The organism is Streptomyces sp. NPDC001450 (assembly GCF_053597295.1).
This window is the reverse complement of sequence record NZ_JBSFHY010000002.1, coordinates 240,365-262,181: the sequence shown is the minus strand read 5'-3', so window position 1 is coordinate 262,181 and position 21,817 is coordinate 240,365. Positions and strand designations below refer to the sequence as shown.

Genomic DNA, 21,817 nt, shown 5'->3' with positions numbered 1-21,817 from the left:
TTCCGCACCCACCACACCAAACACCGCAACAGCTACGCCCACAACCAGCAAGTACGCCCCATGGGCGCCGGCCTCGACCTCTACGGCCTGCGCAAGAACGGCACCGAATTCCCCGTCGAGATCAGCCTCAGCCCCCTCGAAACCGCCGACGGACTCCTCGTCTCCGCCGCCGTACGCGACGTCAGCGAACGCAAAGCCGCCGAAGAGCGCATCAACGAGCTCGCCGCACTCGTCGAGTCCTCCCAGGACGCGATCCTCGCCAAGACCCTCGACGGCCGGATTACCTACTGGAACGCCGCCGCCCAGCGGCTGTACGGGTTCTCGGCCGCCGAGGCGGTCGGACAGCATGTGTCGATCCTCGCCCCGTCCGACTTGAAGGACGAGATCGGGCTGCTCCTGGACCGGTTGCGCCGGGGCGAGAAGGTCGAGCACTTCGAGACGCTGCGGGTGACCCGGTCCGGCGCGATGCTCGACGTCGACGTCACCCTGTGGCCGACCCGGTCCCCGGACGGGACGGTCATCGGCGCCTGCGCGATCGTCCGCGACATCAGTGACCGCAAACGGGCCGAGGCGAAACTGACCGAACTGTACGAGCAGCAGCGGCACATCGCGCTGACGCTGCAGCGCAGTCTGATGGGCACGCCGCCCGCGATTCCCGACCTCGTCACCGCGAGCCGCTACCTCCCGGCCACCCAGGGAGCCGGTGTGGGCGGCGACTGGTTCGACCTGATCCCGCTGGGTGCCGGCCGCGTCGGGGTGCTGATCGGTGACGTGATGGGCCGCGGCCTGGAGGCGGCCGCCGTGATGGGTCAGCTGCGGTCCGCCGCGCACGCGCTGGCCAAGACGGGTATGCGGCCCCGTCAGCTGATGCAGGCGCTGGACACGGTCGTGGCCGACCTGAACGTCCCCGACCAACTGGTCACCTGCTGCTATCTCGTCGTCGCCGCCGACTCCGGCGAAGTGGTCATCTGTTCCGCGGGGCATCTGCCGGTCCTGGTCGCCGTCCCCGGCGAGGGTGCCAGCACCCTGTCGACGCCGGTGAACGCGCCCCTCGGCGTCGGCGGTGTGATCTACGAACAGCGCACCACGACCATCGCACGCGGCGCCACCCTCGTGCTCTACACCGACGGTCTCATCGAGACGCCGGGCTCCGACATCGAGGACCAGCTCACCGAGCTCATCGGCACCCTGGACAAGCTGGCCAGCTCCGGCCTCGACCTGGAGGCCGCCGCCGACCACGTCCTGACGACGCTGCTGCCCGACGCGAACGGGCACGACGACGTCACCCTGCTGCTCACACAGGTGCCGGCCGCCCCGCTGGCCACGGCCGGGGCCGAACTGTGCGCGGAGCCGCGCGCGGTGCGTGACGGTCGCGGATTCCTCGCCGCGACCCTCTGCGCATGGGGCTTCGTCGAGCGGGCGGACGACGCGTGTCTGCTGCTGTCGGAGATTCTCACCAACGCGGTGCAGCACGCGCAGGGCCCGATCGGCCTGCACGTGCGCCGCACGGACACCGAGCTGACGGTCGAGGTCAGCGACCCCAGCCCGCAGTTGCCCCAGCCCCGGATCGCGGCCGAGGAGGAGGAGTCCGGCCGGGGACTGCAACTCGTACGGGCCCTCGCCGACGACTGGGGAGTCCGGCCGACCGACGAGGGCAAGACGACGTGGTTCAGCCTCCGGATGGGGCAGCCGGTCGCCCCTCGGCCGACAGGACCGTAAACCCAAGGCCGTGGTGCGGGTTGTCGGGTGCCGAGGCAGGGGCGTCGGCACCCCGGGGACGGTCAGAAGCGGTGGTCGCCGCGGTGGTTGCGGTCGTCGCCACGATGGTTGCGGTCATCGCCGCGGTAGTGACGGTCGTGGCCAGGGTAGTCGCGGTGGTCGTCACGCCGGCCGTCGCCGTCGCCCCAGGACGAGGCGTCGATGAAGCGGCCGTGGTCGTTGCGCAGGGTGGCGGTGTCGGCGTTGCTCCACACGGAGTAGTGGCGGTCCTGGTAGACGTCGGTCGAACTGTCGCGGCCGACACCGGTGTGGACGCGGACGGTTTCCCGGCTCCCCAGCCAGTAGTTGCGGAAGGTGTAGGTGTTGCCGTCCCGGTCGGACAGGGTCCAGCCGCTCAGGTTCACGTCGCGGCGGCCGTTGTTGGTGATGTCGACCCACTCCCGGTTGAGGGCCAGGTTGGATCGCTCGTAGCGGCCATGAATGCTGGACTGCACGTCACCGATGACCACCTGAGGGTCCGGGTGCGCGCTCGGTCGGTCCGCAGCGGAGGCGGGCAGCGCCACCGCTCCGACCAGAGCGGCCGCCACGGCGGCAACTGCAGTCAGACTACGTGGGGTCACAGAAACGGAAGCGGACACAGGGTCCCCCTTGCAGGGTGTGGGCACGTCCTGGCTTCACGGCCTCTGGCCGTGGGCCGGGGGTGCGGCATGTGAGGAGCGGCCGTGCGGCCGCGCCCCCACACCTTCCTGCCCCGGGCAAGAGAAGCGCGGCACACACGAGGCGTGTTACAGATCGTACACATATTGGTGACACTCGCATGCATAGTCCATCTATGCGCCGAATGCCCCTTTTGCGGCCTTCTCAAGCCGTCCCACATGAGCACACACCGGCCCGTCACCCGAAAGTGAGCAACAGCCCTCAGGCATCTGCCACGCGTACACCCGCCGACCGTCGGCCGTGAAGTGGCTGATTTTGAGCCTTGCTTCAGGCAGAACTTGCGAATCGAGTGGGATTATATGATCAGATCTCCCGATGCGTACCCCCCACATACCGACGCATCAGCCTGCCCAGTCGGACGGGCATTCCGCCGGGCGGGTTCCACCCGGCCGCAATCCGTACGACGAACTCGCCTCGCCGACACACCATCCACTGGAGGACTTCCTCACCGAGAACAGCGCGCCGACCTCCCAGGACGACGACGCCGAACAGCCCTGGGCCCCGCCCAACCACCGGCGCGGCAGCCGGCGCCGCAACCGTGCCACCGGCCTGCCCACCGTGGTCAGAGTTCTCGCCTGGGCGCTCACCCTCGCCTGCCTCGTCACCCTCGCCGACCGCTGGGCGCTGCTGTATGCCGAGCACAAGGCCTCGGAACGGCTCAAGGACCAACTGCATCTCGCCGCCGCCCCCGAGGTGCGGATCGGCGGGTTTCCCTTCCTCACCCAGCTTGCCGCGCAGCGCCTCGACTCGGTCCGGGTCACCGTCCCCGGTGTCCCGGCTCGCCGGGTCACCCTCACCCAGGTCACCGCCACCGCACGCGACATACGTATCGACGGCGACGGACCCACCGCCGTGCGCGGCGCACTCGTGCGGCAGGTGCACGGTCGGGTCCTGCTGTCCTTCGCCGACATGAACCGCGAACTCGGCGCCTCCCAGGTGGACTTCACGGCGTGCGGACCGGGCCGCGTGCGGGCCCACGGCGATCTGCGCGTCGTGGGGAACGATCTGCGGGTACGCGCCGACGTCCGCATCCGGCGCGAAGGGGAGCGCGGCATCGCCACCTCCGTGGACGGCATGCGGCTCGACATCGGTGACCTCGCGACGTACCGGCCCGGCACCGGGCCCGGCGAGGGCCTCCACCTGACCCGCGCCTCGGCGCGGCGGCTCACCCGGGAGGCGGAGAAGATCAGGGCCTTTCTGGCCGTCCCGGAGATCGTGCGGCGCCTGGGCGTCCCCGTCAGCGCGGTGCGCGCCGCGCTGCACGACGAGGACAGGCTCCATCAACTCACCGGCGCGCCGCGCTTCCTGCACGGCCTGACCCGCATGAACCTCGTGGACGTGGCCCTCGCCCACCCGAGGCTCCTCGAGCGGCTGGGCCTCGACCTCTCCCTCCTCACCGCACTGACCAAGCTCACCCGCCCGCAGATCGCCGACCGCTTCTCCTTCTCCTTCCAGCTGCCGAAGCCGCCTTCGGGTGCCCTGCGCCTGCAGCGCGTGACGGTGCACAAGGACGGCATCCACGCCGACGTCACGGGGTCGGGACTGCTCCTGGGGCACTGAACGTGCTCCGTGCGGCAAGGCACCTCAACTCATGGGTTCTCCAAGTCGGTTGACCCAGTCACGGACGGCCTGTGCCGTGGTGGGTGCGTGTTCCTCGGCGATGCTCCAGCGGTCGCCGGGGACGTTCGCCGTCTCGGACAGGTGTGGCCAGGAGGCCCGCCAGTCGTGGGTTCCTGTCTCGCGGCTGCCGTGGGTGCGCATCTCCGGCAGCCGGTCGGCGCGTACCAGGAGTGCGGGTACGTCCACCGGTTCGGGGAGCCAGCAGCGAACATCCGCGTGTAGGCGCCGAGCGCGGCCAGCGCCATGTCCTCCACCGCGGTGTCGAACCCCTCCCCCATGGCCAGGGCCGCGCGGGCGGGCAGGGCTGCCAGGCAACCCCCCACCGCTTCCTCGCCGTTGGACAGGCAGAACGCGCGCGCCGCCGAACGGGTGACGGCTCATCGGGTGAACCTGCCGAGGAGACGGCGCCCCGGCGCGCGCCCGGCTCCGGCCGGTGTCCCCTCCAGTGCGGCGTACTGCGGCGGCGGCACTGCCGCAGGGGTATGTCAACACGGCCGAGCAGGGAGGACGGCGCCCGTGGGCGGGGGCGGTCGGACCGCGATACAGGAGAGTCATGAGCCGGTCCCGCATAGCCTCCTATGTGTCCGCCCTCCTCCTCGCGGCCGCCTGCACCCTCGCCGGTCCCGCGATGGCGCCGGCGGCGCCGAGCACCGAAGCCCTGCACACCGCAACCCTGGACTACGTGGCTCTCGGTGACTCCTATTCGGCCGGTGTCGGAGCCGGCAGCTACTTCACCTCCGGCTCGGACTGCCTGCGCAGCGGCCGGGCGTACCCGGTCCTGTGGGCCGCGGCCCATGCGCCGTCGTCGTTCAGCTTCACGGCATGCAACGGGGCTCGTGCGAGCGACGTCATGGCGAAGCAGCTCGGCCCGCTGAGTCCCCGTACCGACCTGGTCAGCATCACCGTCGGCGGCAGCGACTCGGGCTTCTCCGGCGTGATGGCGACCTGCGTACTGCCCGGCACCAGGGCATGCTTCTCCGCCGTCACCAAGGCGCGCGCCTTCATGGACGGGACCCTCCCGGGCGACCTGGACCGTCTCTACTCGGCCATCCGAAGCAAGGCACCCGCCGCCCACGTCGTGGTGCTCGGCTACCCGCACCTCTACCAGCTCCACGGCACCTGTTCGGGCGGCCTCACGGACACGGAGAGGTCGGCGCTCAACGAGGCCGTGGACCAGCTCAACAGGGTGATCGCCAAGCGCGCCGTCGACCACGGGTTCACGTTCACCGACCCCCGGGCCGCCTTCGCCGGGCACGAGATCTGCTCGCCCACACCCTGGCTGCACAGCGCCGACTGGCTGGATCTGACCGAGTCGTACCACCCCACGGCACCCGGGCAGTCGCTGGGCTATCTCCCCCTCCTCGCCGGCGCGGCCTGATCTCGCCATACATCGGATGTGTCAGGGCACTCATGACCGCGCAAAGAAGCGCTCGCCGGTGCCCCGCAGAGCCGTGCTCGGCACCGCGTCGGGCGGAGCGGCAACGGTGGCCCTGCCCGGCCCGGCCCACGCCGATCTGCCCGCACAGGCGACGGGATCCGGCAGACCCGGTCCGGCGGGCGGGGCCGTCATACGCCCATGGCGACTGCGCGACACCATGACGACCGACGATGCCTGGGCATGGTTCCTGCGCGGCCAGGACCTGCTGTGGACCCGCTACCGGTCCTTCCTGGCCGAGGCCGGCTCCTCCTCCCCCACCGTGGACCTGCCCACGCTCCCCGTCGACGCAGCCGCGCAGGACGCCCCGGCGGAGACCAGGACCGCGCCGTACATGATCTTGACGACGCACGCCTGAGGGAGAGCAGCCGGCCGGCACCGCTCGCTCCGTGCGCACACGCGGGCACGTGAGGTGGAGGGCGGGGCACGGCGGTCACTCAGGGATGAGGGCGCGTTGCAGCCGAGGTTAGATGGGGCTATGGACCCGCGGCCCGAGCGTCTGCGGTCCTGGCAGGGGCTGCGCACCGTCTCCGGCCAGGTCTTCATCCTGCAGGTCTTCATCATCGTCGTGCTTGTGGCGGCGGCCGTGGTCGCCCTGCTCCTGCAGTCCCGGACGGACGCCGAGCGCGAGGCCCGCAACCGCACACTGGCGGTGGCCTCGGCCGTCGCCTCGTCCCCGTCGGTACGACAGGCCCTGCAAGGCCCGAACCCCACCGCCGCCCTCCAGTCGCAGGCCGAGGAGGTCCGCAAACGCTCCAAGGTGGACTTCATCGTGGTGATGAGTCCGGAGGGCATTCGCTACACCCATCCGAATCCGGCGCGGATCGGCCAGCACTACATCGGCAGCATCGCGCCGGCACAGCACGGTGGAATCGTCACCGAGACCACCACGGGGACGCTGGGCCGCTCGGTGCGGACCGTCGTCCCGGTCACCTCGTCCGACGGGAAGGTCATCGGTCTGGTCTCCGCGGGCATCACGGTCAAGCAGGTGAGCGGGGCGGCCGAGCGGCAGGTACCGCTCGTCCTGGCCGCTACCGGGGTGGTGCTCCTGGCGGCCACCGGCGGAACCGCGCTGATCAGCAGGCGGCTGCGCCGTCAGACACACGGCCTCGGCCCGGTGCAGATGACACGCATGTACGAGCACCACGACGCCGTTCTGCACACGGTGCGCGAAGGTGTTCTGATCGTCGATCCGCAGGGCAGTCTGCTCCTGGCCAACGACGAGGCACGACGCCTGCTCGGGCTCGCGGCGGACGTGGAGGGCCGGCCCGTCGAAAGTCTGGGACTCGAGCCGGGCGCGGAGCGGCTGCTGCTGTCCGGTACCGCGACCACGGACCAGGTGATCAGGGTCGGCGACCGGCTGCTGGCGATCAGCCAACGCCCCATGGCGCAGCTGCCCGGGCCAGGAGGCGCGGTCGCGACCCTGCGTGACACGACGGAACTCAGCGCGCTGATGGGCCGCGTGGATGACGTACAGGAACGGCTCAAGCTGCTGTACGACGCCGGGATCCGCATCGGCACCACGCTCAACGTGACGCGCACGGCCGAGGAACTGGCCGAACTGGCCGTCCCCAGGTTCGCCGACTACGTCACCGTCGACCTGGCCGATGCCGTCCTGCGCGGCGAGGAACCGAACCTGGCGAACATGGCGGAGCTGCGGCGTGTCGCCCTGCACGGCATCCGGGAGGACACACCGCTGTATCCACCTGGCCGGCTCATCCACTTCGACGCCTCCACGCCGCAGGCCTCCGGGTTCGGTTCCGGGCGGATGGTGCTGGAGGCGGACATGGCGGCGTTCTCCGGCTGGCAGGCACAGGCCCCCGACCGGGCTCGCAGGCTGGTCGCCTATGGCATTCACTCCATGATCGCGGCTCCGCTGCGGGCACGTGGGGTGATTCTCGGCGTGGCGACCTTCTGGCGCTCGAAGGAGCCCGCGCCCTTCGGTCCGGAAGACCTCTCGGTGGCCGAGGAACTGGTCGCCCGTGCCGCGGTGAGCATCGACAACGCCCGCCGCTTCACCCGGGAGCACGCCATGGCCGTCGCGTTGCAGCGCAGCCTTCTGCCGCACGCGCTTCCCGAGCACAGCGCTGTCGAGGTGGCCCACCGCTATCTGCCCGCCGAGGCGGGGCTCGGCGGTGTCGGCGGCGACTGGTTCGACGTCATCCCCCTGCCGGGAGCCCGCGTCGCGTTCGTGGTGGGCGACGTCGTGGGGCACGGTATGCACGCCGCCGCGACCATGGGGCAACTGCGCACCGCCGTCCACAACTTCTCCACGCTCGACCTGCCGCCCGACGAGCTGCTCTGGTACCTGGACGAGCTCGTCACCCGCATCGACCAGGACCGGGACGGCGAGAACAGCGAAGCGCCGACGCTCACGGGTGCCACGTGCCTGTACGCGATCTACGACCCGGTGTCCGGCCTGTGCACCTTGGCCAGAGCCGGCCACCTGGACCCCCTGGTCGTGTACCCGGACGGCCGCGCGGACCTGGCCGGGGTGCCGGCCGGTCCCCCGCTGGGGCTGGGCGGGCTGCCGTACGAGAAGGCGGAGATACGCCTGCCCGAGAGCAGCGTCATCGTGCTGTACACCAACGGCCTGATCGAGGAGCGGCAACGTGACATCGACGAGGGGATCGAGCAGCTGCGCCGCGCCATCGCCCACGCCGGGCGGACGCCGGAACAGATGTGCCAGGCCGTGCTGGACGCGCTGCTGCCGACGGCACCGCGCGACGACGTGGCGCTGCTGGTCGCGCGCACCCGGCTGCTCGACAGCGGCCGTACCGCGGTCTGGGACGTGCCCTCCGATCCTTCGGCCGTCGCCGGCGTGCGGGCCTGCGCCGCCAGGCTGATGCACACATGGGGCCTGGACGAGGAGGCGTTCACCCTGGAGCTGATCCTCAGTGAGCTGGTCACCAACGCCATCCGGCACGCGACCGGCCCGATCAGCGTGCGCCTGATCCGCGACCGCACCCTCGTCTGCGAAGTGTCCGACGGGAGCAGCGTCTCCCCGCACCTGCGCCGGGCCACCACGATGGACGAGGGCGGCCGCGGCCTCTTCCTCGTGGCCCAGTTCGCCGACCGCTGGGGCACGCGCTACACGCCTGACGGCAAGGTCATCTGGACCGAACAGCAGCTGCCCGTATAGCCGTGGCGGCCTCGGTCGACGCCGCCGGCTCTGGTCGTACGCCGGCCGCGCCTCGCCGATCGCCGGGGCCGTCAGCTCGGCCCAGCGCCGTATCTCCTGTACGACCGAGCTCATGGTCCCGCCCAGGGACGTGGCGAGCGACGAGCGCGTCGCGCTCACGGTCGCGGCGGGTTCTGGCCGGCACCTTCCCGCTCACACCGAGCGCAACGACCTTCTGCTCAGGTCACTTGAGAGAATCGCCCACGCCGACTGCACCACCGTTCTCGCCCTGCACAACGACCCCGCGCGGCCGTTGCCCCAGAAGGCCCGCCTCGCGCGGGGCGGCTAGCGGACGGCGACCGCGGGCGGACGTTCCCGTAGTGCGCCGTATCCGATGAAGTACGCGGGCAGGCGCCGCATCCATCGTGACCCGGCGACCATGCGAGCGAGGCGCTGGGCCCGCTCCGGGCTGCCGAGAGGCGGACGGCCCTGCAGGACGGGAGCGATGAAGAGGGCGTGGGCCGTACGCTGGAGCGCCTGGGTGGCGACCGTGGTCGGAAGGCGCCGGCGCTGCACACCACGTACGTCGCGCAGGCCCACGGTCCCGCTGCGCAGCGGCTCGATCAGGTAGCGGGCGGCGGCCACGGCGTCCTGGACCGCGAGGTTGATCCCGATGCCGAAGACCGGGGACATCGCGTGCGCGGCGTCGCCGATACACAGCAGCCCTGGCCGGTGCCAGTGGCGCAGCCGGTCCAGGCGCACGTCCAGGAGCTTGACCTCGTCCCAGGAACGCAGGGCGTGCGAGCGGTCGGCGATCCACGGCACGGCCGCGGTGAACTGGGCCAGGAAGCGGTCCAGGCCCGCGGCCCGGCGCTGTGCGTCGGTGCCCTTCGGAATGAGTCCGGCGCACTGCCAGTAGTCGCCACGGTCGATCATCGCGGTCAGGAAGCGGTCCCCGGCACCGCCGACGAGTCCGCGCGGGTCTCCCTCGTGCCGTGGCAGACGGAACCACCAGGCGTCCATCGGGCAGGTGAAGCTGCGCAGTCCCAGTTCCGGCCGGGAGCGCGCCAATGATCCCCGGCCGTCACAGGCGACGGTCAAGACAGCCCGCAACTCGCCGGTACGGCCGTCAGGGGTGCGGTAGCGCACCCCGGTGACCCGTCCGGACTCGATCAGGAAGGAGGTCGCTTCGGTGTTCATCCTGAGCCGGAAGGACGGCTCGCGCCGGGCCTCGTCCGCGAGCAGGTCCAACAGGTCCCACTGGGGCACCATCGCCACGTAGTTGTAGGGTCCGCGCAGCACCGTGAGGTCGGCGACGGTTACCGTCGAGCGGCCGGCTCCGACAGGCAACTGGACGGTGTTCACCCGCCGCTGCGGCAGCTCGGCGAAGCGTTCGGCCAGCCCCAGGTCGTCCAGGAGGGCCAGGGTGGAGGGGTGGACGGTGTCGCCGCGGAAGTCGCGCAGGAAGTCGCCATGCTTCTCCAGGACCGTCACCGCGACGCCGGCCCGGGCCAGCAGCAGAGCGAGCACCATGCCCGCGGGACCGCCTCCCACCACACAGCACGTGGTCCGTTCCATTGCAGTCCTGCCCTTCACGATCACGAGAGCAGTAATTCATCATTCGATGAATACCATACTCCTCTCCGCGCCGGCCGACCCTGGAAGCGGCGTACGGAAAGCGCGAACCGGCGCACGGAAAGCACTTGCTTCGAGCGCACTCGAACGATCTAGCGTGACGGGCATGAGTAACGCCATCGAACAGATCCGCAAGGTAGAGCTGGGCACCGGCGGCCCCCTCGTGGGCGTGCAGGGCTTCGGCGCCATGGGCATCAGCGATGCGTACGGCGAGACGGACGTCGCGGCGGCCCGGGACACCCTGGAGGCTACTCTCGAGGCGGGTGTCACCCTCATCGACACCGCCGACGTGTACGGCTCCGGCACCAACGAGGAGTTCCTCGCGCCGTTCGTGGCCGCGCACCGCGACGAGATGACCCTGGCCACCAAGTTCGGCATCGAGCGCCGTGCCGACGACCCGCGCTACCGCGGTATCCGAAACGAGCCCGCCTATGTGAGGAACGCGGTCGAGGCGAGCCTGCGCCGCCTGAACGTCGAGGTCATCGACCTGTACTACATGCACCGGCGCGACCCCGCCGTCCCGCTCGCCGAGTCCGTCGGCGCCATGGCCGAACTGGTGCGGGAGGGCAAGGTCAGGCACCTCGGCCTGAGCGAGGTCACCGGCGCCGAGCTGCGCGAGGCGCACGCCGTGCACCCGATCACCGCCCTGCAGTCGGAGTGGTCGGTCTTCAGCCGGGACGTCGAGCGCAGCGCGGTGGGCGCTGCCGCCGAACTGGGTGTCGCGTTCGTGCCGTACTCGCCGCTGGGCCGGGGCTTCCTGACCGGTGCTTTCGCCGACGCGAGCACGGATCTCTCCAGCAGCGACTTCCGGCAGTATCAGCCGCGCTTCACCGGCGACAACGCCAGGGCGAACGCCGCCCTCCTGGAGCCCCTGCGCAAGATCGCGGCCGACCACGGCGCCACCACGGCGCAGATCGCCCTCGCCTGGGTGCACCAGCGGGCCCAGGTGCACGGCCTGACCGTGGTGCCGATCCCCGGGACCCGTAAGCGCAGCCGCCTCCTGGAGAACGCCGAGGCCACCCGGATCACGTTGACCGCCGACGAACTGGCGCTGCTGGAGCCGATCGCCGGCCAGGTGGCGGGCGACCGCTACCCGGACATGTCGTTCACTTCCGTGGGGCGGGAGGCCTAGGGTCGAGCGGGGGTGCGGGGCCGTTCCTGACCGGATGTAGATGGCGGCGAGTCGGAGTCCGGCGCGGTGGATGGACCGGTGATCCCGCCTTTGCCCATTCCGCCACCGCCCACCCCGCCGAGAGGTCCGGTCCGGCAACAACGGCTCAAACGGTGGTGGGGAGTTCCCGCTGCCGTCGCCGCAATCCGCCCGCGCCGGAGGGCACTTGGCCCCTGCGCGGGCGGAAGCCCGGTGGCCACGCGGAGGTCCGGGCGGCCTCGCGCGCGGGAAGCCTGCGGGAGCGGACGAGTACCGGCAACATGACCACGCCCGCCGCCACGGCGGCGGGCGTGCGGACGGACAGGACGGCGGCGGCCGAGCATCCACGTGGCGGCGGAGGCGACGAGCGCCCAGAGGCCCCACACCCCCGTCAGCAGCCGCCCGCCGGCTTCCCGGTCCGCGGGAGGCGCGACACCGGCCGTGCCACCGAGCGCCCAGCAGGGTCTCCGACCCTCCCCGCGAACACCTCCGGCCAACGCCGTCGAAGGTGGGCGGGCAAGGCGAGTGCGAGGCCCAGTCCCATGCCCACGAAGCAGATCTGGATCAGCGCGGCTTCCCAACCCGGCGTGGCAGGACCGGAGTCTTCGTGACGCTGCGGCGCGCCGTCCGACAAGCCAGCAGCGAGTCCCGTACGACATACGGCAGCAGCGGAACGAGCAATCCCGTGCCCACCCAGGCGACGAACGCCACCAGCGGTCCCCGTATTCGCCTTCCCCAAGGCCGTACCAGGGCGAGGGCCACGGCGATCCCGATGACCGCCATGCCGACGGTCTCCGTGTCGAGCACCACCCACCCGGTCAGGTCGAACCCGTCGCCGATGGGCAGCAGCCCCGCCACCGCACCCACCCATGACCTCGGTCTGCCGAACATGCCGCCAAGTGGAGCAATCACCGGTGTGCCGGGACGCGGCAAAGGAGGCTGGACCTCTTGCAGGGGTCGTGCGATCAGGAGTCCGGTGTGCGAAGGCCGCGAAAGCCGAACCGTCAGGCATGTCGTCCACCGGCACGGCGCGCTTTTCGGGCCGGACTTGAAGCTCCGACGGCGGGCGCGTTGGGGAGCGCCGAGTGAGGAACGGGCGTACCCGTCGGGAGCCGGAGGCCGGCATGGGCGTACGGACCCAACTGCCCGCGGCCCCCATGTGGATGCGCTGGCTTCCGGTGCTGTTCGTCGCTGCCCTTCTGTTGATCGAACCCCTCACGCCGGTGGACTGGCCGGTGAGCTTCGCGCTGATCACCGTGCCGCTGCTGGCCGCCTTCGCCCAGGGGCCCCTCGTGGTCGCCGGCGTCACGGTCTTCGCGGTCCTCTTCGAAGGGGTCCTGGCCGGTACCCCTTGCTGTGCGGGCCGGTCCGTCGGCTACCTGTGGGAGCGCCACTACGTGGCTTCCTACATCTGCACCGCCCTGGTGGGCGCAATCGGCACGGTCCTGGCCGCCCATCGGACCCGCCGTGAACGCACGCTCGCCGACGTGCGCTTCGTGGCCGAGATCGCGCAGCGCGTCCTGCTGAGACCGGTCCCGCGCCGGATCGGAAACCTTCTGCTGGAAAGCCTCTACCTCTCCGCCGCCGCGGAAGCGCGCATCGGCGGCGACCTCTACGAGGCCGTCCCCACCCCGTACGGGGTCCGGCTGCTCATCGGTGACGTCCGCGGCAAGGGTCTGCTCGCGGTCGAGACCGCCGCCACCCTGCTGGGCGCGTTCCGCGAGGCGGCGCACGACGAACCCGATCTGCCCGCCCTGGCCGACCACGTGGAGACCAGCATGGACCGCAGGGCGATGCTGCTCGGCGGAAGCGAGCTGGGCGAACGGTTCGTCACCGCCATCTTCGCCGAGATCCCCACCGACGGTCATCTCGTCCGGATCGTCAACTGCGGTCATCCGCCCCCGCTCCTCATCCGCGCTGACGAGGTCCGCGAACTGGACCGGGGGCGGTCGGCTCCGCCGTTGAACCTCGGTGTGCTGGGCGGAGAGCCGTACAACGTCGACGTCTACGACTTCCGGCCCGGCGACCAGCTCCTGCTGTACACGGACGGCATCACGGAGGCCCGCGACCCCCACGGCACCTTCTATCCCCTGCTCGAGCGTCTGCGCTCCTGGGGCCCTCTTCCGCCGCGGGAGCTGCTGGAACAGCTCCACCGCGACCTGATGGCCTACAGCCACAACCGCCTCCAGGACGACACCGCGGCGCTCACCGCCTGCCTGCTCGCCGACCAGCCGGCCGCGCCGCCTCCCCCATCGGGCGGGGTGGGCGGAAGCGGCGGGCCCCGGTGATGCCGCCGGCGGCCCCTGCGGCACGCACGGGAGGACGTGCGGGCCACGGCCGCGGGCCCCGTCGGACACCGTGGTAGCGTCCCGCCGGAGGCTCTGACGGGCCTGCCCCGGACGAGATGTGCGCCGTACCCGGCCCGCCAAGACGACGCACGCGCGGAGACATCGTGAACACCGGCACGCACCTGATCGACTTCACCAACTCCCCTCCCCAGGCCCGTCCGCTGGACGTGAGGTGGATCCACGGTTCGCCGTCGGCCAAGCACAACACCGACCCGGACATCCAGGTCCACGCCTATGACGAGCACACGTTCATCCTGCGGCAGAACATGGCGGTGCACTACGAGGCGCCGTTCCTGTTCCTGCTGTGCGGCAACGAACGTGCGGTGCTGATCGACACCGGCGCCACCGGGTCCGCCGAGTTCTTCCCCCTGCGCCAGGTCGTCGACGGGCTCCTCACGGACTGGCTCGCCCGGCATCCCCGCGACAGCTACGAGCTGCTGGTGCTGCACACCCACGGGCACGGTGACCACGTCGCGGGCGACGACCAGTTCGCCGGCCGCCCCGACACCACGGTGGTGGGCGCCGACCGTGCCGCCGCCTGGCGGTACTTCGGGTTCGACGCGGACCCGGACGCCGTCGCCCACGTCGACCTGGGCGGCCGGGTACTGGAGTGCCTGGCCACCCCAGGCCATCATGCGGCGGCCGTCACGTACTACGACCCGGCCACCGGCCTCCTGCTCACCGGCGACAGCGTGTATCCCGGGCGGCTCTACATCGAGGACGTCCCCGCCTTCGCCCGCAGCATCGACCGTCTGATCGAGTTCGCCGACCGCCGGCCCGTCGCCCATGTGCTCGGCTGCCACATCGAGATGACCACCGAGCCGGGCGTGGACTATCCGGTCCGCACCACCTACCAGCCCGACGAGCCCCCGCTCCAGCTGACCCCGGCTCACCTCCGCAGGATCCGTGACGCGCTCACCGAACTCGACGCCGACCTCACCTGGCGCGCCTACTCCGACTTCGTCCTCTGTCCCCACAGCTGAGCCCGGTGCGGCCGGCATTGGCCCTCAGGCTGCCGTAGCCCCGTCGTGTTCCGCCCGGTCGTGGTGAATCGGCGTCCTCGTGCCGGTCAGGGGAACGCCCGTCCCGCCGCGCCCGGCGGCGACGATCTCCGCCACGATCGACAGGGCGGTCTCCTCCGGCGTACGGGCGCCGAGGTCGAGGCCGATCGGGGAGCGCAGCCGGGCCAGCTCCCGCTCGCTCACGCCCTCTTCCCGCAGACGCCGATCGCGTTCCTCGTGGGTGCGGCGCGAGCCCATCGCACCGACGAACGACACCGGCATCGCGAGGGCCTCCTTCAACAGGGGTACGTCGAACTTCGCGTCGTGGGTGAGCACGCACAGGACGGTTCGGGCGTCGGTCGCGGTACGCCGCAGATAGCGGTGCGGCCAGTCGACGACGACCTCGTCGGCGTCGGGGAAGCGGGCCCGCGTGGCGAAGACGGGGCGGGCGTCGCAGACGGTCACGTGGTAGCCGAGGAACTTGCCGGCCCGGGCCAGCGCCGAGGCGAAGTCCACCGCCCCGAAGACGATCATCCGCGGGGGCGGCACGTTCGACTCGACCAGCAGGGTGAGGCCGCCGGGACAGTGCGAGCCGTCCGCGGCGATGTCCACCGTGCCGGTGCGCCCGGCCTCCAGCAGGGCGCCGGCCTCGGCCGCCGCCGTCCGGTCCAGTTGCGCGGGGCCGCCGAGACCGCCCTCGTACGTACCGTCGGGTCGTACCAGCAGGGCCCGGCCGAGGAGTCCGGCCGGGCCGCGGGCGACCCGGGCGAGGGCTGTCGGTTCGCCCCGGACAGCAGCCGACAGAGCCGACGCCAGGACCGTCCGGGCGGGTGCTTGCCCGCCCACCGGCGTGATCAGGACGTCGATCGTCCCGCCGCAGGTCAGTCCTACGGCGAAGGCGTCCTCGTCGCCGTAGCCGAACCGTTCCGTGACGCTCTCGCCCGCCTCGAGCGCATGCAGACACAGGTCGTAGACCGCGCCCTCCACGCACCCGCCGGAGACCGAGCCGATGACGGTGCCCTCGCTGTCCACGGCGAGGGCGGCGCCGGGACCGCGCGGCGCGCTGCCACCCACCGTCAGCACGGTGGCGACGGCGAAGTCCCGGCCCTCCTCGACCCAGCGCAGCAACTCCTCGGCGATGTCAAGCACTTGACTCTCCGGCCAGGACGACGCGGTCCGGGCGGATGGGCAGGCTGCGGTGGCGCACACCGGTCGCGTGCCAGACCGCGTTGGCGACGGCGGCCGCGGCTCCCACGACGCCGATCTCGCCGATGCCCTTGATCCCGACCGGATCCTTCGGGTCCGAGTCGTCGATCCAGTCGGCCTCGATGTACGGCACGTCGGCGTGCGTGGCCACGTGGTAGCCCGCGAGGTCGGCTCCGACGTGGCCGCCCGAGGCGCGGTCCCGGACCGCCTCCTCGTGCAGGGCCATGGAGATGCCCCAGATCATGCCGCCGGTGAACTGGCCGCGTGCGGTGAGCGGGTTGACGATCCGGCCCGCGGAGAAGATGCCGAGCATGCGTCGCACGCGCACCTCGCCGGTGGTGACGTCCACGGCCACCTCGGCGAACTGCGCCCCGAAGGAGTGGCGTTCGGCGGGGGTGAGGGCGCCGATGGCCGCGGTGGTGTCCGACCGTACCGTGATGCCCTCCGGGGGGATGCCGGTGCCCAGGGCCAGCCTGTCGCGCAGTTCGTCGGCCGCGGCCGTGACCGCCCACGCCCAGGAACGGGTTCCCATGGATCCGCCGGCGATCATCGCCGGGCCGAAGTCGCTGTCGCCGATGCGGACGTGGACCCGTTCCGAGGGCACCCGCAACGCGTCCGCGGCGACCAGGGTGAGGGCGGTACGGGCCCCGGTGCCGATGTCGGCCGCGGCGATCCGGACGGTGAAGGTGCCGTCAGGGTGCGCGGTCACGGTCGCCGTGGACGGCATGGCACCCGCGTGGAAGGAGGCCGCCGCCGTGCCGGTGCCGAGCCGCCAGCGACCGTCCCGGCGCAGGCCCGGACGTGGGTCCCGGTCCGCCCAGCCGAACCTGCGGGCGCCCTCGCGGAAGCAGGCGGGCAGCCGGCGGCCCGCGAACGGCAGGCCGGAGACGGGCCCCTTGTCGGGTTCGTTGCGCAGGCGCAGCTCGATCGGGTCGATCCCGCACTTCTCGGCGAGTTCGTCGAGCGCCGCCTCCAGGGCGAACGACCCCGGTGCCTCACCCGGGGCGCGCATCCACGTCGGGGTCGGTACGTCGCGCCGTACGACGCGGTTGGCGGTGTGGTGGGCGTCGGCGTCGTACATCACCCGCGCCACCCCGGCGCTGGGTTCGACGAACTCGTGCACGGTGGAGGTGAGGCTGACCGAGCGGTGCTCCAGCGCGCGCAGCCGTCCGTCTGCTCCGGCGCCGAGCCTGACGCGCTGGACGGTGGGGCTGCGGTAGCCGGCGAGCGAGAACATCTGGCGGCGGGTCAGGACGACGCGTACGGGTCGTCGCAGCTCGGTAGCGGCCATCACGGCGGCCACCTGGTGGGCGCGGACGCCCTTGCTGCCGAAGCCGCCGCCGACGTGTTCGGAGCGTACGTGCACCGAGGCAGGGTCGAGCGAGAAGAGGCTCGCGAGTTCGCCGGCGACCCAGGTGGTGCCCTGGTTGGAGTCGACCACCTCGAGCCGGCCGCCGTCCCAGCGGGCGGTCGCCGCGTGCGGTTCCATCGGGTTGTGGTGCTCTTCGGGGGTGGTGTACTCGGCGTCGTGGACAATGGCCGACGCGGCGAGTTCGGCGTCGAGGTCACCCTTCTCCGCGACCGCGGGCATATGGCCGTCCAGCGGGTAGGCGTCCGGGTGCTCGCCCGTGAAGTCGACGTCGTGGGGCTCCTGTTCGTAGTGCACCACGAGCGCCTCGGCGGCCTCCCTGGCCTGCTCGGACGTCTCGGCTACGACCAGCGCCACCGGCCAGCCCAGGTGCGGCACCCGGTCGTGCTGGAAGACGGCGCAGGTCGGGTCGGGCTTCGATCCCATCAGACCGGCGTAGTCGGTCTCGACGCGCGGGGCGTTGCGGTGGTCCAGGACGGCGAGGACGCCCGGGAGTTCGAGGACGGGAGCGGTGTCGATCTCGCGGATGCGCCCGCGGGCGACCGTGGACAGCACCAGCCAGCCGTGCGCGAGGCCGGCGAAGGGGACCTCGCCCGCGTAGCGGGCCGCTCCGGTGACCTTGTCCCTGCCCTCCACGCGGGTGTGCGCGGTGCCGACGGAGGGCGTCGGCGTGGGTGTCCCGGTGGTGACGGTGGTCATCGGGCGGCCTCCTCGGCGAGTTCGGTCAGCACGGCCACCACGAGGTTGCGCATCAGGGTCACCTTGTAGCCGTTGTGCGGCAGCGGCCGCGCGGCCGTCAGCTCGGCGGCCGCCGCCGCGGCGTAGGTCTCGGCGTCGGCCGGCGCCCCGGTCAGGACACGCTCGGCCTCGACGGCCCGCCACGGACGGGACGCGACCGCCCCGAGAGCCAGGCGGACGTCCCGGACGACGCCGTCACGGACGTCGAGGGCGGCGGCGACCGAGCCGATGGCGAACGCGTACGAGGCGCGCTCGCGCACCTTGCGGTAACGGGAGTTGGCGGCCGTGTGCGTGGGCGGCAGGATGACGCCGGTGATCAGCGCACCGGGCGGCAGGGCGGTCTCGTGGTGCGGGGTGTCGCCGAGGGGCAGGTAGAGCTCCCGGAGCGGCAACTCGCCCGACCCGTCCGCGGTTTCGTACGACACGGTGGCGTCGAAGGCGGCCAGTGCCACGGCCATGTCCGAGGGGTGTACTGCCACGCAGTGGTCGGATGCGCCGAGGATCGCGTGGTTGTGGTGTTCGCCGTCGACGGCGGGGCAACCGCTGCCGGGGACACGCTTGTTGCAGGGCTTGGTGACATCGGTGAAGTAGCCGCAGCGGGTGCGCTGGAGCAGGTTGCCGCCGACCGTGGCCATGTTGCGCAGCTGCCCGGACGCACCGGCCAGCACCGCCTGCGCCAGCGCCGGGTAGCGGCGCCGGACTTCGGGGTGGGCGGCCAGGTCGCCGTTGGTGACGGTGGCGCCGATGCGCAGACCGCCCTCCGGCGTCGACTCGATCTCGTCCAGCGGGAGTTCGCGGATGTCGACGAGGCGGGCGGGTCGTTCGACGCCGGCCTTCATGAGGTCGACCAGGTTGGTGCCGCCGCCGAGGTAGCGCGTGTCCGGATCGGCGCCGACCAGCGCGACTGCGCCGGCGACGTCGGAGGCTCGCTGATAGCCGAACTCCCTCATTCCACGGCCTCCTTGGCCTCCGGTTCGGCACCGATGCGCGCGGCCGCGGCTGTTCTCGAGTCCGTTCCGGCCTCGGCCGCCCGGGCCACTGCCTCGACGATCGAGACGTACGCGCCGCAGCGGCACAGGTTGCCGCTCATCCGCTCGCGAATCTCGTCGGCGGTCAGGGGTGGTGGTCCCGCTTCGGGCCGTACGTCGTCGGTGACGGCGCTCGGCCAGCCCGCCGCGTGTTCCTGGATCACCCCGATCGCCGAGCAGATCTGTCCCGGAGTGCAGTAGCCGCACTGGAAGCCGTCCAGGTCGAGGAAGGCCTGCTGCACGGGGTGCAACTGTTCACCGTCGGCGACGCCTTCGATGGTGGTGATCTCGCGGCCCTCGGCCGCCACGGCCAGTTGCAGGCAGGCGACGGTCCGGCGCCCGTCCAGCAGGACGGTGCAGGCACCGCACTGGCCCTGGTCACAGCCCTTCTTGGTGCCGGTCAGGTCGAGGCGCTCGCGCAGTGCGTCGAGCAGGGTGCTGCGGTGGTCGACGGGCAGTGTGTACTTCTCGCCGTTGATCTTCAGGGTGATGACACTGGACGTCGATAAAGCCATGAACAACTTCTCTCGCTTTCCAGGACAGTTGTGGAGAGTGCGTAGGGCAGGCTGCCGTGCAGGAGGAACCGCAGATGCGGGATGCTTGGGCCGAAGAAGGTGGCAACTGCTGACTGCCGTGGGGCCGCGTCCACGGCTACCGTGGACGCCACCGGACAGCTATCCGCTACCCGAGGAACCTATACGGACAGCTGTCCGGTTAGCAAGGGCGGGGTTCGGCCAGAACCCTTGAGGAGGACGAGTGTCACAGAAGAAGGACGCCCCGCTGCGGTCCGACGCGCAGCGCAACCGTGAGCGCATCCTGGAAGTGGCACTCGTCGAGCTGACGCGCAGCGCGGACGCCCCGCTCAGTGCGATCGCCAAGAAAGCCGGCGTCGGGCAGGGCACGTTCTACCGCAACTTCCCCAACCGCGAGGCACTCGTCCTCGAGATCTACCGCCACGAGATGCGGCAGGTCGCCGGCAGCGCGACACAGCTGCTCGCGAGCCGGCCGCCCGAACAGGCCCTGCGGGCCTGGATGGACCGGCTCGCCGAGTTCGCCATGACCAAGGCCGGCCTGGCCGACGCGATACGCCAGGCCACCAGCGCACCGGGAAGCCCGGCGAAGCCGGCCCACACGCCGGTCGCCTCCGCGGCGGAACTCCTGCTCCGGGCCAACGAGGAGGCCGGCACCATCCGCCCCGGAGTCACCGCGGACGACTTCTTCCTCGCCATCGCGGGTCTGTGGCAACTCGGCCCGCACGAGGACTGGCAGTCACGCGCCGGCTGGCTGCTCGACCTCGTCATGGACGGCCTGCGGACGGGGGCGCCCGGCCGGTGAGAGACGCACTGCCCGCGGCGGTCCGGCCGAGGCGGTCTCAGGCGAGATCCTCGGCCGACATCGCTCCCTGCTCCCGCAACCAGGGGACCAGGGTGGGGTGGCCGGATCTGTCGGCGGCATCGAGTGCGGTAAGCCCGTCGTAGCCGATCCAGTTGACGTCACCGCCGTGCCCCAACAGACTGGCGGCGATCTGCCGCTGTCCACCGTGGCAGGCGCACCACAGCGCGTTGGTGATCTCGTCGGGGCTCGGCGGCGCGGCATGGGGCGGGAAGCGGCAGCGACGCGGTCGGCTTCACCGAGGGCGGCGGCCTGCCACAGGCTGGTGCGGGCACCGCGTTCCAGCAGGCACCGGGCGGCGTTCCACTGGCCGAAGGCGACCGCGTCGGCGATCGGGGTGCCGTCCCCGACGACCCCGCCGTCGGCTTCGATGTCCGCACCGAGATCGAGCAGGGTGTCCAGGACGGGGACGTCGTCGTTGCCGGCCGCCCAATGCAGGGGTGTCTCGCGGTGCGGGCCGGTGAAGCGCGCGTTCACGTCCGCTCCCGCCTCGGCCAGGGCGCTGACGGTGTGCGGGCCGCGCGGGTAGTGGCCGGGCCAGTCCGTGGCGACGTGCAAGAGGGTACGGGTGGTCTTCGTGTCGCCAGCCGGGCTGTGACCAGGTCCGGATGCGCCGCGAGCAGGTTCTGCAGTGCGGGCACGTCGCCTGTGTGGATCGCCTCGACGGCGGCAAGAGCCGGCGGTGCCGTCATGTCGAGCGGCATCGGGTCACCTCCCCGTTCATCACCTGGGTAGCACGAGCCACTGACAACCGGGGCGGCGCAGATCGGGGCGCCGGCCGAGGGCACGTCCGAACGGGTGACAGCGGAACGCTTCTGCTCCGACGGTCCGCATACGAGGCGCTCGCGGGGAGCAGGGCTGCAGATGACCTTGGTCGTCCTCACGAAACGAGAATTCCGTGCGTCTCCGGAACACCGTCGCCGCCGCTTGCGGTGCCGTCGCCCTCACCGCCGTCCTGGCCACGCCCGCCCAGGCCGCCACCGGCGACTTCGGCTACGAGTTCATCGGTCTGAACGGCAAGCCCCAGGCGGCCACCCTGCACGACCCGCCGAGCGGTGAGTGCGTCACCCTCCCCGAAGTCGCGGACCCGAACGCCTCCGAGCCCGCCTTCGCCCCGCACAACGACACCGACGAGTTCGCCATCGTCTTCACCGAGCCCGACTGCACGGGCAACTCCTGGATCCTCCGCCCCCACGGCAACCCGGCCTCGGACCGCCTGAAGCTCCGCTCGGTCGTCTTCCTCAGGCCCTGACCCTCTCGACCAGGGCCCCGGCCCACGGGGCCCTCCCCCATGCTTCCCGCATTGCGGCCCGTCACCAGGTGCAGATCATTGATCTC

At 71.6% G+C, this 21,817-nt stretch carries 20 protein-coding genes, 1 pseudogene and 1 riboswitch; of the genes and pseudogenes, 11 read left to right on the top strand and 10 right to left on the bottom strand.

Features of this window, described 5'->3' with window-relative positions; genetic code table 11:
* Nucleotides 1–1,719 (top strand): SpoIIE family protein phosphatase (locus ACWC5O_RS03115; protein ID WP_450780900.1); only part of this gene is annotated, 1,719 nt, incomplete at its 5' end.
* A gap of 62 nt (nucleotides 1,720–1,781) precedes the next feature.
* Here the strand turns inward: ACWC5O_RS03115 and ACWC5O_RS03110 are convergent.
* Complete coding sequence (locus ACWC5O_RS03110) at nucleotides 1,782–2,306, bottom strand: lamin tail domain-containing protein (RefSeq protein ID WP_450581745.1); 525 nt, start codon at nucleotides 2,304–2,306, stop codon at nucleotides 1,782–1,784.
* Nucleotides 2,307–2,751: 445 nt separating this feature from the next.
* Here ACWC5O_RS03110 and ACWC5O_RS03105 point away from each other — a divergent pair, with 445 nt between their 5' ends.
* Nucleotides 2,752–3,996 carry an LmeA family phospholipid-binding protein gene (locus ACWC5O_RS03105; RefSeq protein WP_450581747.1) on the top strand — a complete coding sequence of 415 codons (1,245 nt, stop codon included), beginning with the start codon at nucleotides 2,752–2,754 and terminating at the stop codon, nucleotides 3,994–3,996.
* Nucleotides 3,997–4,020: 24 nt separating this feature from the next.
* Here ACWC5O_RS03105 and ACWC5O_RS03100 read toward each other — a convergent pair whose 3' ends face one another.
* Nucleotides 4,021–4,242: a hypothetical protein gene (locus ACWC5O_RS03100; RefSeq protein ID WP_450581749.1), complete on the bottom strand. Its 222-nt coding sequence runs from the start codon at nucleotides 4,240–4,242 to the stop codon at nucleotides 4,021–4,023.
* 367 nt (nucleotides 4,243–4,609) lie between these two features.
* Here ACWC5O_RS03100 and ACWC5O_RS03095 point away from each other — a divergent pair, with 367 nt between their 5' ends.
* From ACWC5O_RS03095 to ACWC5O_RS03080, 4 genes are all read left to right on the top strand, one after another.
* A complete protein-coding gene (locus ACWC5O_RS03095) occupies nucleotides 4,610–5,434 on the top strand; it encodes an SGNH/GDSL hydrolase family protein (protein ID WP_450581751.1) in 825 nt (274 codons plus the stop codon).
* Nucleotides 5,435–5,492: 58 nt separating this feature from the next.
* Complete coding sequence (locus ACWC5O_RS03090) at nucleotides 5,493–5,849, top strand: hypothetical protein (RefSeq protein ID WP_450581753.1); 357 nt, start codon at nucleotides 5,493–5,495, stop codon at nucleotides 5,847–5,849.
* A gap of 120 nt (nucleotides 5,850–5,969) precedes the next feature.
* Nucleotides 5,970–8,633, top strand: coding sequence for a SpoIIE family protein phosphatase (locus tag ACWC5O_RS03085; protein WP_450581755.1), 2,664 nt, complete (start codon nucleotides 5,970–5,972; stop codon nucleotides 8,631–8,633).
* Nucleotides 8,634–8,745: 112 nt separating this feature from the next.
* Nucleotides 8,746–8,961: a hypothetical protein gene (locus ACWC5O_RS03080; protein WP_450581757.1), complete on the top strand. Its 216-nt coding sequence runs from the start codon at nucleotides 8,746–8,748 to the stop codon at nucleotides 8,959–8,961.
* On the opposite strand, the gene ACWC5O_RS03075 is transcribed toward ACWC5O_RS03080, so the two are convergent.
* Nucleotides 8,958–10,190, bottom strand: a complete 1,233-nt coding sequence (locus ACWC5O_RS03075) for an FAD-dependent oxidoreductase (protein ID WP_450581759.1) — start codon at nucleotides 10,188–10,190, stop codon at nucleotides 8,958–8,960. The genes ACWC5O_RS03080 and ACWC5O_RS03075 overlap by 4 nt on opposite strands.
* A gap of 163 nt (nucleotides 10,191–10,353) precedes the next feature.
* Between ACWC5O_RS03075 and ACWC5O_RS03070 the strand changes: the two genes are divergently transcribed.
* Nucleotides 10,354–11,379 carry an aldo/keto reductase gene (locus ACWC5O_RS03070; RefSeq protein WP_450581761.1) on the top strand — a complete coding sequence of 342 codons (1,026 nt, stop codon included), beginning with the start codon at nucleotides 10,354–10,356 and terminating at the stop codon, nucleotides 11,377–11,379.
* Between the two features lie 582 nt (nucleotides 11,380–11,961).
* On the opposite strand, the gene ACWC5O_RS03065 is transcribed toward ACWC5O_RS03070, so the two are convergent.
* Entirely contained in the window at nucleotides 11,962–12,288 is a 327-nt protein-coding gene (locus tag ACWC5O_RS03065; RefSeq protein ID WP_450581763.1) for a hypothetical protein, read from the bottom strand.
* A gap of 233 nt (nucleotides 12,289–12,521) precedes the next feature.
* Between ACWC5O_RS03065 and ACWC5O_RS03060 the strand changes: the two genes are divergently transcribed.
* Together ACWC5O_RS03060 and ACWC5O_RS03055 are read left to right on the top strand one after the other, a co-directional pair.
* Complete coding sequence (locus ACWC5O_RS03060) at nucleotides 12,522–13,685, top strand: PP2C family protein-serine/threonine phosphatase (RefSeq protein ID WP_450581765.1); 1,164 nt, start codon at nucleotides 12,522–12,524, stop codon at nucleotides 13,683–13,685.
* An 84-nt stretch (nucleotides 13,686–13,769) separates the two neighbouring features.
* Nucleotides 13,770–13,837, top strand: a riboswitch (guanidine-III (ykkC-III) riboswitch).
* Nucleotides 13,838–13,849: 12 nt separating this feature from the next.
* Nucleotides 13,850–14,728: an MBL fold metallo-hydrolase gene (locus ACWC5O_RS03055; protein WP_450581767.1), complete on the top strand. Its 879-nt coding sequence runs from the start codon at nucleotides 13,850–13,852 to the stop codon at nucleotides 14,726–14,728.
* 24 nt (nucleotides 14,729–14,752) lie between these two features.
* Here the strand turns inward: ACWC5O_RS03055 and ACWC5O_RS03050 are convergent, their stop codons facing one another.
* Genes ACWC5O_RS03050 through ACWC5O_RS03035 form a run of 4 tightly spaced genes read right to left on the bottom strand, consistent with a single transcriptional unit; the run spans nucleotide 14,753 to nucleotide 19,602 of the window.
* Complete coding sequence (locus ACWC5O_RS03050; protein WP_450581769.1) at nucleotides 14,753–15,895, bottom strand: XdhC family protein; 1,143 nt, start codon at nucleotides 15,893–15,895, stop codon at nucleotides 14,753–14,755.
* On the bottom strand, nucleotides 15,888–18,020 hold the full coding sequence (locus ACWC5O_RS03045; RefSeq protein WP_450581771.1) for a xanthine dehydrogenase family protein molybdopterin-binding subunit: 2,133 nt from the start codon (nucleotides 18,018–18,020) through the stop codon (nucleotides 15,888–15,890). The genes ACWC5O_RS03050 and ACWC5O_RS03045 overlap by 8 nt, the downstream gene beginning before the upstream one ends.
* Nucleotides 18,017–19,009 (bottom strand): FAD binding domain-containing protein, encoded by a 993-nt coding sequence (locus ACWC5O_RS03040; RefSeq protein ID WP_450581773.1) that lies wholly within the window; start codon nucleotides 19,007–19,009, stop codon nucleotides 18,017–18,019. Before ACWC5O_RS03040 ends, ACWC5O_RS03045 begins: the two co-directional genes overlap by 4 nt.
* A complete protein-coding gene (locus tag ACWC5O_RS03035; RefSeq protein ID WP_450581775.1) occupies nucleotides 19,006–19,602 on the bottom strand; it encodes a (2Fe-2S)-binding protein in 597 nt (198 codons plus the stop codon). Before ACWC5O_RS03035 ends, ACWC5O_RS03040 begins: the two co-directional genes overlap by 4 nt.
* Nucleotides 19,603–19,843: 241 nt before the next feature.
* Between ACWC5O_RS03035 and ACWC5O_RS03030 the strand changes: the two genes are divergently transcribed.
* Nucleotides 19,844–20,422: a TetR/AcrR family transcriptional regulator gene (locus ACWC5O_RS03030; protein ID WP_450581777.1), complete on the top strand. Its 579-nt coding sequence runs from the start codon at nucleotides 19,844–19,846 to the stop codon at nucleotides 20,420–20,422.
* A gap of 37 nt (nucleotides 20,423–20,459) precedes the next feature.
* Here ACWC5O_RS03030 and ACWC5O_RS03025 read toward each other — a convergent pair whose 3' ends face one another.
* Both ACWC5O_RS03025 and ACWC5O_RS03020 read right to left on the bottom strand, forming a co-directional pair.
* Nucleotides 20,460–20,597 carry a hypothetical protein gene (locus ACWC5O_RS03025; RefSeq protein WP_450581779.1) on the bottom strand — a complete coding sequence of 46 codons (138 nt, stop codon included), beginning with the start codon at nucleotides 20,595–20,597 and terminating at the stop codon, nucleotides 20,460–20,462.
* A gap of 284 nt (nucleotides 20,598–20,881) precedes the next feature.
* Nucleotides 20,882–21,037, bottom strand: a pseudogene (locus tag ACWC5O_RS03020) (ankyrin repeat domain-containing protein); the annotation flags it as partial.
* A gap of 340 nt (nucleotides 21,038–21,377) precedes the next feature.
* Here ACWC5O_RS03020 and ACWC5O_RS03015 point away from each other — a divergent pair.
* On the top strand, nucleotides 21,378–21,731 hold the full coding sequence (locus ACWC5O_RS03015) for a hypothetical protein (RefSeq protein WP_450581781.1): 354 nt from the start codon (nucleotides 21,378–21,380) through the stop codon (nucleotides 21,729–21,731).
* Nucleotides 21,732–21,817: the final 86 nt, after the last annotated feature.

Excerpts from the sequence above, each read along its gene's own strand:
- ACWC5O_RS03105 (WP_450581747.1), top strand. The coding sequence starts at position 2,752 with ATGCGTACCCCCCACATACCGACGCATCAGCCTGCCCAGTCGGACGGG.
- ACWC5O_RS03095 (WP_450581751.1), top strand. The coding sequence starts at position 4,610 with ATGAGCCGGTCCCGCATAGCCTCCTATGTGTCCGCCCTCCTCCTCGCG.
- ACWC5O_RS03085 (WP_450581755.1), top strand. The coding sequence starts at position 5,970 with ATGGACCCGCGGCCCGAGCGTCTGCGGTCCTGGCAGGGGCTGCGCACC.
- ACWC5O_RS03080 (WP_450581757.1), top strand. The coding sequence starts at position 8,746 with ATGGTCCCGCCCAGGGACGTGGCGAGCGACGAGCGCGTCGCGCTCACG.
- ACWC5O_RS03075 (WP_450581759.1), bottom strand. The coding sequence starts at position 10,190 with ATGGAACGGACCACGTGCTGTGTGGTGGGAGGCGGTCCCGCGGGCATG.
- ACWC5O_RS03070 (WP_450581761.1), top strand. The coding sequence starts at position 10,354 with ATGAGTAACGCCATCGAACAGATCCGCAAGGTAGAGCTGGGCACCGGC.
- ACWC5O_RS03065 (WP_450581763.1), bottom strand. The coding sequence starts at position 12,288 with ATGTTCGGCAGACCGAGGTCATGGGTGGGTGCGGTGGCGGGGCTGCTG.
- ACWC5O_RS03060 (WP_450581765.1), top strand. The coding sequence starts at position 12,522 with ATGGGCGTACGGACCCAACTGCCCGCGGCCCCCATGTGGATGCGCTGG.
- ACWC5O_RS03045 (WP_450581771.1), bottom strand. The coding sequence starts at position 18,020 with ATGACCACCGTCACCACCGGGACACCCACGCCGACGCCCTCCGTCGGC.
- ACWC5O_RS03040 (WP_450581773.1), bottom strand. The coding sequence starts at position 19,009 with ATGAGGGAGTTCGGCTATCAGCGAGCCTCCGACGTCGCCGGCGCAGTC.
- ACWC5O_RS03035 (WP_450581775.1), bottom strand. The coding sequence starts at position 19,602 with ATGGCTTTATCGACGTCCAGTGTCATCACCCTGAAGATCAACGGCGAG.